Here is an 11,974-nt window from a genome sequence, read left to right on the forward strand (position 1 = left end):
CAGGCACAGACCCAAGTACGTCCAGTACGAGGGCCTGTGCCCGGCACGCCGAGAGCACGCACCTGACGCCGCAGGGCCCGCCCTCCGGGCGGACGGCGGGAATTTGACGACAGGACCTAGCCCGACGAGGAGCCATGGGGCGGTGAGCGATGGGCGCTGAGACGAACGCCGAATCCGTACGGACCCTTTCGATCGTGTCGGGGCCGCCGTTGAGCGCCGAACCGGGACTCGGGCGGCTCACGTTGCCCGGCTTCCTGCGCGAGGTGACGGCGCTGTACGGCGAGCGCGAGGCGCTGGTCATGCGTACGGCGGAGGGCACCACTCGCTGGACGTACGCCGAGCTCTGGGAGCGCGTCCTCGAGGTGGCGCGCTCCCTGCGGGCGTGCGGCGTGGGCAAGGACAGCCGTGTGGGCGTCCTGATGACCAACCGTGCCGAATGGATCGCGGCGGTGTTCGGCACCTCGCTGGCGGGCGGGGTGGCCGTCCCGCTCAGCACGTTCTCGACACCGCCCGAGCTGGAGCACCTGCTCCAAGTGTCCTGCGTTTCCGTGTTGTTGTTCGAGCGACGGGTGCTGAAGAAGGATCAGGCCGCCGTTCTCACCGAGTTGGAGCCGGAGATCGGAAAGGCGCCGTCCGGCACACTGCGGTCGGCGAAGTTCCCGTTCCTGCGCCGGCTCGCCATGGTCGGGGAAGCCCTGCCGGACGACGCCATCGACACCTGGGAAGCCTTCCTGGCGCGCGGGCACCAGGAGTCGCGCGAGCTGGTCGAGGCGACGGCCGCGGCGGTGCGGCCGAGCGACGCGGCCGTGCTCTTCTTCTCCTCGGGCTCGACGAGCAGGCCGAAGGGAATCCTGAGCGCGCATCGCGGTGTCGCCATCCAGCTGTGGCGTTTCCGGCGCATGTACGGGTTCGCCCCCAAGGACGACATCCGCTGCTGGACGGCCAACGGCTTCTTCTGGTCGGGGAACTTCGCCATGGGCCTCGGTACGACCTTCGCCAGCGGCGGGTCCCTGGTGCTGCAGTCGACCTTCGCCGCCGCCGAGGCGCTCGATCTCCTGCAGGCGGAGCGGGTGAACTTCCCCCTCGCCTGGCCGCACCAGTGGGCCCAGCTCGAAAGCGCGCCCAACTGGAGCCAGGTGGACCTGAGCAGCGTACGGTTCGCGGATTTCAGGACCCCGATCGCCCAGCACCCCACGGTGTCGGGCCGGTGGCACGAACCGGGAAACGCCTACGGCAACACGGAGACCTTCACGATCACGACGTGCTTCCCGGCCGACACCCCGCCGGAAGTGACCGCGGGCAGCAGTGGCGAGCCGCTGCCGGGTGTGGCGGTCAAAATCATCGATCCTCTCACGGGCGCCGTCGTCGAGCGTGGCGAGCGCGGTGAGATATGCGTCAAGAGCCCCACCCTGATGCTGGGTTACCTCGGCATCCCGCTCGACGAGACGCTCGACGCCGAGGGCTTCTTCCCCACCGGCGACGGCGGACATCTCGACGAGAGCGGCCGGCTCTTCTGGGAGGGCAGGCTCACCGACATCATCAAGACGGGCGGCGCGAACGTCTCACCGCTCGAGGTCGACGAGGCACTCTACGACTGTCCCGGCGTCAAGGTGGCCCGCACCGTGGGCGTCGCGCACGAGACACTCGGCGAGGTCGTCACCGCCTGCGTCGTCCCCCACGAGGGCGCGGGCCTCGAACCCGGGGTGATCCTCGCGTTCCTGCGGGAACGCCTGGCGAGCTACAAAGTGCCGCGCCATGTGCTCTTCTTCCGCGACGAGGAGATCACGCTCACGGGCAGCGCGAAGATCAAGTCAAGCGATCTTCGCGAACTGGCCGCCGATCGGCTGCGCGGACAGCCGGCCACGCGGCTGCGCGGGTAGCCGTACGGCACGGCCCTCTTCACGGCACGGCCCTCGCGTCAGAAGCCCCGCCGCTGGACGGTGTGGGCCGCCCGCGCCAGCTCTTCCTGGAAATCGGGGTGGGCGACGGCGATCAGACGCCGGGTGCGCTCGGCCAGGGTCTGTCCCCTGAGCTCGGCCGCGCCGAATTCGGTGACGATCACATCCACGTCGCTACGGGCGGTGGTGACCGGTCCCGACAGGTCGGCGGTGATCCTGCTGACCGTGCCGTCCTTGGCGGTGGCGGGCAGCGCGATGATGGCGTGCCCCCCGGGCGAGCGGGCGCCGGCACGAACGAAGTCCACCTGCCCGCCGGTGCCGCCGAGGTAGGCCGGACCGCTCTGTTCGGCGTTCACCTGGCCGGTCAGATCGACCTCCATGGCCGAGTTGATGGTGACCAGTCGGTCCAACCGAGCAAGCACGGCGGCATCGTGGGTGTAAGAGGTGGCGCACATGCGGATCCGCGGATTGCGGTGGGCGAATTCGTAGAGGCGCTTCGTGCCGATCAGGGCGCCGTTGACCGAGACCCCGCGGTCGATGCGTTTGCGTGCGTTGGTGACGACTCCCGCCTCCACCAGTTCGACCAGGCCGTCCCCCAGCATGCCGGAGTGCACTCCGAGGTCCTTGCGGTCGTGCAGCAGTCGAAGGAGGGCGTCCGGGACGGCGCCGACCCCGGTCTGGATGACCGAGCCGTCCTCGACATAGGCGGCGGCGTGTCGCGCCATAGCCTCCTCCGTCGCACCGATCCTCCCTGGTGGCACCTCCACCGGCAGGCGGGAGACATGTACGGCGACATCGATATCCGCCGCGGGCAGCAGTTCCCCGTGGGTGAAGGGCACCTGTTCGTTCACTTCCGCCATGACGACGCGCGCCTTCGTGACCGCGGCCCGCACATGGTCGCTGATGAGGCCGAAGCTGTGGTCTCCGTTCGCGTCGGCGGGACTGACCTGCACGAAAGCGACGTCGCAGCCGATGGTCCCGGCCTCGATCATCGGAGCGATCTGGCTGACATGGCAGGGGATCACGCTGAGCCTGTGTTCCTTGGTCAGGGAGCGCAACGCGCCGATCGCCCCCATGCTGGCCAGGGAGAACCCGTTCACCGCCGCCGGGGTGAAACGTCCGGAGAAGCTGGTCGCTATGAAGGCCGAGAGACCTTCGATGCCGGGGCTCTGCTCGATCAACGCCTCGACCAACGTGGTCGGTTCACCGCAGGCCTGGCCCATGACGATGTGGTCACCGGGGCGCAGGAACTCACTCAGGTCCAGGCCACCGACGTCGGACACGACCTTCACGCCCGTCCCCCTGAAGCCAGCAGCGCCTGTGCGCGGGCGAGGTGGGGCCGGTCGAGCATGGCGCCCCGGTGGCCGATGGCGCCGACACCGGGACGGGCGGCGAAGAGATCGACGATCTCCTGGGCCGCGGCCAGCTCCCGTTCTGTGGGGGTGAAGGCTGCGTTGATCACATCGACCTGGGCGGGGTGAATCGCCAGCATGCCCCGGTAGCCGTCACGGCGCACCTTCTCGGCCCGCTCGCGCAGTCCCTCCACATCACGGAAGTCGCCCTGGATGGTCTCGATGGGGGCCACACCGGCGGCGGCCGCTCCCAGGAGACACAGGCTTCTGGCCAACTCGTAGGTGAATCCGTAGCTTCCGTCGGGGTTGCGGTTCTCGCCGGCGCCCACGGAATCGGCGAGGTCCTCCGCCCCCCAGGTCATGGCGACCATCCTCGGCGCGCCCTGGTAGGTGCCGGTGGTGAACATGCCCTCGGCCGTCTCGGTCACCAGGACGATCACCTTCGTCGACCCCTGCTCCCTCCCGGCGGAGACCTCCAGCGCGGACAGATAGTGGTCCAGAACATCCACATCCGCACGGCCGCGCGCCTTGGGAAGCATGATGCCGCCGGGCCCCGCGGGGATCACCGCCGCCAGGTCCGCCAACGCGTGCGGGCCGTCCAGGGGATTGATCCGCACCCAAAGCCGGCCTCTCTCCCCGGGCGACCGGTCCGCCAGGAAGGAGGAGATCATCGCTCGGGACTTGGGCTTTCCCTCCTCGGTCACCGCGTCCTCCAGGTCGAGGAGCACGATGTCCGCCGGACCGGCGGCCGCCTTTTCCATCTTCCGTTCGCTGTCGCCGGGGGCGAACAGCCAGGAGCGTGCGCTGAAGGGTTCCGCGGTATTGGTCACTGCTTCTCCGACTCCCTCACTCAGGTGTCTGCCCTGCCCAGGTCGGCCATGATCTCCTCGGTGTGGGCGCCGAGCCGAGGGGCAGGACCGGCGACACGACCTGGAGTTCGTGAGAACCAGGCCGGCATGCCGGGAAAACGGACGGGGCCGTTCGGACTGTCCACCGTCTCGAAGAAACCCGCTTCGTTCAGATGCGGATTGTCGAACAGCTCGTCGAGGGTGCGGACCGGCGCGGCGGGAATGTCGAGGGACCTGAGCAGGTCGAGCCAGTCCTGCGTCGTACGCTCCAGGAAGGTCTCCCCCAACAGGGCGTATACGGTGTCGATCTGACGTGCGCGCTGTTCGAGGGTGGCGAAGTGCTCCCCCGCCCACGTCGGCTTCACGGCGCTCACGAAGGCCGACCACTGCTTGTCGTTGTAGACCAGCGCGGAGATGTGGCCGTCCTCGGTCCGGTAGGGCTTCCGGTTGGGTGTCACCGCGCGGGGGTACGCCGCGGAGCCCAAGGGAGGGCTGAACATCGCGCCGTTGGCGTGCTCGACCAGCATGAACGCGGCCATCGTTTCGAACATGCCGACTTCCACCTCCTGGCCCTCACCGGTCCGCTCGCGGTGGAACAGCGCCATCATGGTGGCGTACAGGGCGGTCATTCCGGCCACCTTGTCCGCCATGATGGTGCCGACATAGCTGGCCTGCCCGGTCAACTGCTCCTGCGCGAACGGCAGACCGCACTCCGCCTGGATGGTGTCGTCATAGGCGGTGAGATCAGCGTCGGGGCCGCGGCGGCCGTATCCGTAGCAGTTGGTGTAGATCACCGACGGATTGACGGCGGCCACTTCCTCGTAACCGAATCCGAGCCTGGCGATCGCCTTCGCGCGCATCGAATGGATGAACACATCGCCGTTCCTGATGAGTTCGCGCAACGCGTCCTTGCCGTCGCCGGAACGCAGATCCAGCACCACGCTGCGCTTCCCGCGGTTCACATTGACGAAGACGCCCGCCATTCCCGGTTCCGGCCCGACCGATATGTAGCGGGTGTTGTCGCCGTCGGGGGGCTCGATCTTGATCACGTCCGCCCCCATGTCGGCCATGATCTGGGTGCAGTAGGGGCCCATGACCATCGCCGTCAGATCGACCACACGCACTCCCGACAGCGGGCCGGTATGTGTCCTCGGGCCGATCCACGGCGCGCCTGCCTTCACGTATCGACCACTCCTCCGTCAGCGGGGGCGGACCTGGCATCCGGCCCGAGCCTATAGGATGAATCTTTACAAGGATAGTGATAATAAGATGGCATGAGTCGTACCGATGCCGGTGGCACACCGCAGTACGCACATGAGGGTTCCCGGGGCCTGACGTCCGGTCAGGGAAGGGCCGTCCCGGGGAGCATCGCCGGGGTACTGGACGCCTCGCTCACCGCCCGCCCGCACGCGACGGCGATCGAGGCCGCCTCCGGCGCCTGGTCGTACGCCGAACTCGACGACCGGGCCCGACGCGCGGCCGGCGCGCTGTGGTCGCTCGGCGTACGCCCCGGCGACCGCGTCGCCGCCTGTCTCCCCAACGACCTCGACATCGTCGCGGCCTTCCACGGCGCGCAGCGGATCGGAGCCGTCTGGGCGGGAATCGGTGAAGCGCTCGCGGCAGGCGAGCAGCGGGAGTTGTACGAGCTCTGCGAGCCGACGGTCGTCCTGGCCGGACCGCGCTGCCGACTGAGCTCGCCCGACTGTGTCGACCCCGATCGATGGTCCGGGCTCGTGGCGAGCGCCGAACCGGCTCCCCGGGTCGAGCAGGCTCTCGACGCCCCGGCCGGCATCGCGTTCACCAGCGGTACGTCGGGACGCCCCAAGGCGGTCGTGCACAGCCAGCGCAGCCTGCTCCTGCCCGGCGCGGCCCTGGTCGCCACCCGCGGCTGGGGCCCCGAGCTGCGCAAGGGCGACAGCTTCCCGCTGACGATCCTCAACCTCATGGCGCTGTCGACCCTGCTCACCGCACAGGCCGGGGGATGCTCCGTGGTCATGGCCCGGCGTGACGTCGACGGGGTCGCCGACTGGATCTCCGCGCGGCGCGTCACGGTGTGGAACGGCGCCCCCGCCCAGCTCCACGACCTCGCCGCGCGCCCGCGCCTCGACCTCGGCCCGCTCCAGGAGGTGTGGAGCGGGGGCAGTGACACACCGGACGCGTTGCGCCGGGCGTTCGCCGAGGCGCACGGGCTGGTCCCCCGAGTCACCTACGGCCTGACCGAGGCACCGACCGTCGTGTCCATCGACCCGCCGGGCGGCGAGTGGCGCCCGGGCACGAGCGGGCGGGTGCTGCCGCACTACGACGTCGCGGCGTACGACGACGAGGGGCGACGCCTGCCGGCCGGGGAGCTGGGCGAGTTGCGGCTGGGCGGGACCACCGTCGGGCCGTGGGCCGACATGTGGCGGCCGATGCTCGGGTTCTGGGAGCACGGCGGCGTCCGGCGACCGGAGCCCGGCCCCGTCCCCACCGGTGACATCGGCACCGTCGACGGCGAGGGGTGGCTGACGGTGCTGGACCGCAAGAAGCTCGTCATCATCCGGGGCGGCGCGAACGTCTACCCGCTGGAGGTGGAACGGGTCATCGCGACGCACCCGGACGTCGCCGCGGTCGCCGTGTGCGCGGTGCCGGACGACCGACTCGGGCAGAGGGTGGCCGCGGTGGTCCGGAGTGCCGGTCCCCCGCTCGACGTCGAGGCGCTCATCGCGCACTGCCGGCGCGAGCTCTCCCCGTACAAGGTTCCGGAGATCTGGTCCCAGGTCGACGCCCTGCCGTTGAACGCGATGGGCAAGGTGCAACGCACCCGGCTGGCCGAGCTCGTGGACCAGCGAGGGCACCCCGGAACAGCCTGAAGTCCCCCCGCGTATCGCTGCTAGCCTTGCAATCATGGAACGTACAGGGTCCGAGCACACCAAGATCGGGCAGATGCGCATGGCGGAGCTGGTGGCCGCCGCGCTGCGCGACCGGATCCTCGCGGGCGGCATCGGCGACGGCTCCACGCTCCCCAAACAGGACGAGCTCGTCGCGGAGTTCGGTGTCAGCTACCCCTCGGTGCGCGAGGCGCTGCGGATCCTGGAGACGGAGGGCTTCATCACCGTGCGCCGTGGCAACCGCGGCGGCGCCACGGTGCACGCTCCCGACATCGGGACCGCCGGCTACGCCCTCGGTCTGACGCTCCAGGCCATGCAGGTCGGGGTTCCCGACCTCGGCGCCGCCCTCGCCACCCTCGAACCGCTGTGCGCGGCTCACTGTGCGCAGCGAGCGGACCGCGAGCGCGCGGTGGTGCCGCGGCTGCGGGAGTTGCTCGCCGCGAGCGAGGACTGCATCGATGACGGTGCGGCGTTCACCCGGGCCTCTCGCGAGTTCCACGACGTCGTCGTCGGGTTCGACCCCAACGCGACCCTGCGCGTCGTCGTGAAGAGCCTCACGTCCCTCTGGTCGGTCCAGGAGGAGGCCTGGGCGGACCTCCAGGTCTCGCGGGGCGACTACCCCTCGCGCGCCGACCGTGCCCTAGCGCAGCGGGCGCACGAACGTCTCGTGACGAGCATCGAGCGGGGTGACGCCGACGAGGCCGCGCGGATCGCCGAGGAGCACCTCACGGCGACCCAGCGCTGGGTGTGCCGCACGCTCAAGAACCGGGTCATCGACGCCGCATCCGCCCGTAGCCGCATGCGGTTCCGCCGCGGCTGATGCCGGGTGCCATGGAGCCGGTAAAGTCATAATCCTTGTAAGGATTGAGCGCCCGGCATACGATGCGTGCCGGGCCGGTTCCGCGGTCAGCGGCGGAGCCGCCCCCGACACGCCCTGCCGTCGAAGGGAGACCCGCGTGGCGTCCGACCCCGATGTCGCCGCACGGATGTTCGGCCTCGACGGCCGGGTGGCGGTCGTGACCGGCGCCTCGTCGGGTCTGGGAGCGTCGGTGGCTCGCGCACTCGCCTCGCTCGGCGCCCGGGTCGCCGTGGTGGCCCGCCGTCACGGCCGGCTGGCCGAGCTCGCCCAGGGGATCGACGGCCTCGCCGTCCCCTGCGACCTGTCCGACCTCGACCGGATCGGCTCCGTGGTGCCCACGGTCGTCGAGAGACTGGGACCGCCGGAGATCCTCGTCAACGCCGCCGGGAACATGTTCACGACCGAGCGCGCCGAGTCCGAACCGCTCGACGCCGTCCGCCGCACCATGGACCTCAACCTGCTGGCCCCGCTGCTCCTCGCGCAGGCCGTCTTCCCTCACATGCGCACCCTCGGCCGCGGCGCGATCGTCAACGTCTCGTCCATCAGCGGCCGGGTCGGCATCCCCGGCATCCCGCAGGCCTCGTACGCGGCGAGCAAGGCCGGCCTGTCCGGCCTGACCGCCGAGCTCGCCGTGCAGTGGGCGCGGCATTCGATCCGGGTGAACACGGTCGCCCCCGGCTTCTTCCGCAGCGAGATCACCGGCCCGCTCTACGAGGGTGAGCGCGCCGCCGAATACCTGCGCCGCAACACCCCGCTGCCCAAGGAGGGGACCGCCGACGACATCGTCGGCGCGGTCCTGTGGCTCGTCGGCGACGCCGGAAGCTATGTCACCGGACAGACGGTCGTCGTGGACGGCGGCTGGACCGCCCGCTGACAGCACCTCCTGCCGGGTGAAGGGGAACGGCTACGCTGAGGTCATGCCGTCCACACGTCGCACAGCGCGCCAGACCGACCTGCTAGAACGGCTGGTCGCCCTGCTGGCGGCGGAAGGTTTCGCCTCGTTCACGCTCGACGAGCTGACCGAGCGGCTGCGCTGCTCGAAGACGACGTTGTACCAACTTGCGGGCAGCAAGCAGGAGTTGGTCCGTGAGGCCGTGAAGCACTACTTCCGGAGTGCGGCCGAGGCCATCGAGAAGCAGGTGGCGGACACCTCCGCGCCCGCGGAGCGCGTGGTGGTCTACCTGAACGCGGTCGCCCAGCAGTTGAGGCCGCTGTCCCGGCGATTCCTCGACGACATGGCCGGATTCGAACCGGCCCGCGAGGTGTACGAGGCCAACACCCGCCTGGCCGCGGGCCGGATCAGGCAGCTGATCGCGGACGGCGTCGCCGCAGGCGCGTTCCGTGACGTCCACGCGGCCTTCGTGGGCGAGGTCGTCGCCGCCACCATGCAGGAGATCCAGCGCGGCGAGGTGTCCGCGCGCACGGGGCTGACCGACGCGGAGGCGTACGCCGAGTTGGCGTCGCTCATCGTGCACGCGGTCTCGCCCTGACCGCGGCGGTGGCGGCCGGGGCGTCGACACCCCAGTCCCACAGCACCGACTCGGTGTCCGCGCCCGGCGCACCCGGGGCCGAGGGCCGCCGGTTGGGAGTACGCGAGAAGCGCGGGGCCGGTGCGGCCTGGAGGATGCCGTCGACCTCGACGAGGGTGCTACGGGCCACCACATGCGGGTGCGCTCCCGCCTCCGCGAACGTCAGCACGGGGGTGACGCACGCGTCCGTGCCGGCGAAGTGCGCGGTCCACTCGTCGCGCGTGCGGGAGGCGAAGCGCTGCGCGAACCGGGCCCGCAGCGTGGGCCAGCCGCCGCGGTCACCCTGGGCGGGCAGTTGGGCCCCGGCGATGCCCAGTCCCTCCAGGAGCGCCGCGAAGAACTGCGGTTCGAGTGCGGCGACGGCCACGTACTTGCCGTCGCCGCACTCGTAGGTGTCGTAGAAGGGGGCGGCCCCGTCGAGGAGGTTGGCGCTCCGTTCGTCCGACCACTCGCCCATGCCGCGCAGCGCGTACGTCATCTGGCCCAGCAGGGCGGTCCCGTCGAGCATGGCGGAGTCCACGACCTGCCCGGCCCCGGAACGGGAGCGCTCCCAGAGCGCGGCCAGGACGCCGATGACCAGGAGCATGGACCCACCCCCGAAATCTCCCACCAGGTTGAGTGGCGGGGGCGGCGGATCACCGGCACGGCCCATCGCGTGGAGCAGCCCGGTGAGACCGATGTAGTTCAGGTCGTGCCCGGGATCCTGAGCGAGCGGGCCGTCCTGGCCCCAGCCCGTGACGCGTGCGTAGACGAGTCCCGGGTTCTCCCTGCCGCAGTCCTCGGGGCCGACGCCGAGGCGCTCGGCGACGCCCGGCCGCAGGCCCTCGATCAGCACGTCGGCCCGGGCGGCCAGCGCCCGCACCAGCGCACGCCCCTCGGACTCCTTGAGATCGGCGAAGACCGACCTGCGGCCGCGCCGCACGATGTCGGTGGCGCCTTCCGGGCCGAGCCGCAGCGCCCGGCCGGAGGGCCGCTCGACGCATACCACGTCGGCGCCGAGATCGGCCAGCACCATCGCCGCGTGCGGAGCCGGCCCGAGTCCCGCGAGCTCGAGGACGCGTAGACCGACGAGGGGGCCCCCGGATCCATCGCTGCACTGCATGGCATCACGGTACCAAAAACGATACTGTTGTATCGCTCGCCGTATCATTAGTTTCCAGAGCGACCGAGGAAATCCCATGCCAGCTACCCGTACGCTTCCCGCCCCGGAAGCCGTCGACCTGATCGGCCTGACCCGTGAGCTCGCCGAGAAGGAGCTCGCGCCTCGCGTCGCCGAGGCGGAGGCCGAGGAGAAGTTCCCCCGCGAGGTCTTCCGCACCCTCGGCCGGGCGGGCCTGCTGAGCCTGCCCTACGCCGAGGAGTACGGCGGTGGGGACCAGCCCTACGAGGTCTACCTCCAGGTCCTCGAGGAGATCGCCGCCGTGTGGGCCAGCGTCGGGGTCGGCGTCTCGGTGCACGCGTTGTCCTGCTTCGCCCTCGCCTCCTTCGGCACCGAGGAGCAGAGGAAGGAGTGGCTGCCCGACATGCTCAGCGGCGAGCTGCTCGGCGCCTACTGCCTGTCCGAGGCGCACGCCGGTTCCGACCCCGCCGCGATGCGCACCCGGGCCGTCAGGGACGGCGACCACTACGTCCTGAACGGCGCCAAGGCGTGGACCACGCACGGTGGGCACGCGGACTTCTACACGATCATGGCGCGCACGTCCGACGCGGGCTCGGGAGCGATCTCCTGCTTCCTCGTCCCGGCCGACACCCCCGGCCTGATAGCCGATCCGCCCGAGCACAAGATGGGTCTGACCGGGTCGGCCACCGCGACCATCCGTCTGGAGGACGTGCGCGTCCCGGCCGATCGACGCATCGGCGAGGAGGGCCAGGGACTCAAGATCGCCTTCGCCGGACTGGACTGCGGACGACTCGGCATCGCGGCCGTCGCCACGGGCCTGGCCCAGGGAGCGCTGGACCACGCGCTGCGCTACTCGCGCGAACGGGAGACCTTCGGCCGCCCGATCATCGAACACCAGGGGCTGGCCTTCGTCCTCGCGGACATGGCCGCGGCGGTCCAGGCCTCCCGCGCCACCACGCTCGCCGCCGCCCGGCTCAAGGACCAGGGGCTCCCGTTCGCCTGCGAAGCGTCCATCGCCAAGCTGATCGCCACGGACAACGCCATGAAGGTCACGACGGACGCCGTCCAGGTCCTGGGCGGCGCCGGCTACACCCGCGACTTCCCGGTCGAGCGCTATATGCGGGAGGCCAAGGTCATGCAGATCTTCGAGGGCACCAACCAGATCCAGCGCCTGATCATCGGTCGCGCTCTGCGGGAGAGCGACCGGGGCACCCTCAGGGTTCAGAACCAGGGCCTGTCCGGCGGATCAGGTCGGAGGGAAGTAGCGGCGCCCCATAAGCGCAGGTGAGCGGGGTCTGGTGCGTCCAGCTGCAAGGCGGAGGAGTGCGTCGACGCGGAGCGTCGGCAACCGACGACAACGCCGCAGATGAGCGTGCCAGACCCCGCGTCTCCGACATGATCCGCCGGACAGGCCCTAGGTCCTGTCGTCAAATTCCCGTCGTCCGCCCGGAGGGCGGGCCCTGCGGCGTCAGGTGCGTGCTCTCGGCGTGCCGGGCACAGG

10 protein-coding genes are annotated in these 11,974 nt (G+C 70.6%); 6 read left to right on the top strand and 4 right to left on the bottom strand.

Annotation, left to right across the window (positions count from 1 at the left end; all coding sequences use genetic code 11):
- The first annotated feature begins 149 nt into the window (after positions 1 to 149).
- The gene (locus tag ABZ656_RS51765; protein ID WP_360278875.1) at positions 150 to 1,880 is read left to right on the top strand and encodes a class I adenylate-forming enzyme family protein; all 1,731 of its coding nucleotides are present in this window, start codon (positions 150 to 152) and stop codon (positions 1,878 to 1,880) included.
- Positions 1,881 to 1,918: 38 nt separating this feature from the next.
- On the opposite strand, the gene ABZ656_RS51770 is transcribed toward ABZ656_RS51765, so the two are convergent.
- The 3 genes from ABZ656_RS51770 to ABZ656_RS51780 are packed head-to-tail and all read right to left on the bottom strand — an operon-like array spanning position 1,919 to position 5,279.
- Positions 1,919 to 3,190 carry an acetyl-CoA hydrolase/transferase C-terminal domain-containing protein gene (locus ABZ656_RS51770; RefSeq protein WP_360278878.1) on the bottom strand — a complete coding sequence of 424 codons (1,272 nt, stop codon included), beginning with the start codon at positions 3,188 to 3,190 and terminating at the stop codon, positions 1,919 to 1,921.
- Positions 3,187 to 4,080 carry a CoA ester lyase gene (locus tag ABZ656_RS51775; protein WP_101407344.1) on the bottom strand — a complete coding sequence of 298 codons (894 nt, stop codon included), beginning with the start codon at positions 4,078 to 4,080 and terminating at the stop codon, positions 3,187 to 3,189. The genes ABZ656_RS51770 and ABZ656_RS51775 overlap by 4 nt, the downstream gene beginning before the upstream one ends.
- Positions 4,081 to 4,100: 20 nt before the next feature.
- Entirely contained in the window at positions 4,101 to 5,279 is a 1,179-nt protein-coding gene (locus ABZ656_RS51780; RefSeq protein ID WP_360278881.1) for a CoA transferase, read from the bottom strand.
- A 93-nt stretch (positions 5,280 to 5,372) separates the two neighbouring features.
- On the opposite strand from ABZ656_RS51780, the gene ABZ656_RS51785 reads away from it, so the two are divergent.
- The 4 genes from ABZ656_RS51785 to ABZ656_RS51800 all read left to right on the top strand — a co-directional run bounded on the left by ABZ656_RS51785 (position 5,373) and on the right by ABZ656_RS51800 (position 9,314).
- The gene (locus ABZ656_RS51785) at positions 5,373 to 6,947 is read left to right on the top strand and encodes an AMP-binding protein (RefSeq protein WP_360278884.1); all 1,575 of its coding nucleotides are present in this window, start codon (positions 5,373 to 5,375) and stop codon (positions 6,945 to 6,947) included.
- 34 nt (positions 6,948 to 6,981) lie between these two features.
- Positions 6,982 to 7,785, top strand: coding sequence for a GntR family transcriptional regulator (locus ABZ656_RS51790; protein WP_101407346.1), 804 nt, complete (start codon positions 6,982 to 6,984; stop codon positions 7,783 to 7,785).
- Positions 7,786 to 7,921: 136 nt separating this feature from the next.
- Positions 7,922 to 8,698, top strand: a complete 777-nt coding sequence (locus tag ABZ656_RS51795; RefSeq protein WP_218978392.1) for an SDR family oxidoreductase — start codon at positions 7,922 to 7,924, stop codon at positions 8,696 to 8,698.
- Between the two features lie 43 nt (positions 8,699 to 8,741).
- Complete coding sequence (locus ABZ656_RS51800) at positions 8,742 to 9,314, top strand: TetR/AcrR family transcriptional regulator (RefSeq protein ID WP_054232974.1); 573 nt, start codon at positions 8,742 to 8,744, stop codon at positions 9,312 to 9,314.
- Here the strand turns inward: ABZ656_RS51800 and ABZ656_RS51805 are convergent.
- Positions 9,289 to 10,455, bottom strand: coding sequence for a CaiB/BaiF CoA-transferase family protein (locus tag ABZ656_RS51805; protein WP_360278889.1), 1,167 nt, complete (start codon positions 10,453 to 10,455; stop codon positions 9,289 to 9,291). The genes ABZ656_RS51800 and ABZ656_RS51805 overlap by 26 nt on opposite strands.
- 76 nt (positions 10,456 to 10,531) lie before the next feature.
- On the opposite strand from ABZ656_RS51805, the gene ABZ656_RS51810 reads away from it, so the two are divergent.
- Positions 10,532 to 11,761 carry an acyl-CoA dehydrogenase family protein gene (locus tag ABZ656_RS51810; protein WP_360278892.1) on the top strand — a complete coding sequence of 410 codons (1,230 nt, stop codon included), beginning with the start codon at positions 10,532 to 10,534 and terminating at the stop codon, positions 11,759 to 11,761.
- Positions 11,762 to 11,974 lie beyond the last annotated feature (213 nt).

It is taken from the genome of Streptomyces sp. NPDC007095, from assembly GCF_040634475.1.
Taxonomy (GTDB): Bacteria; Actinomycetota; Actinomycetes; order Streptomycetales; family Streptomycetaceae; genus Streptomyces.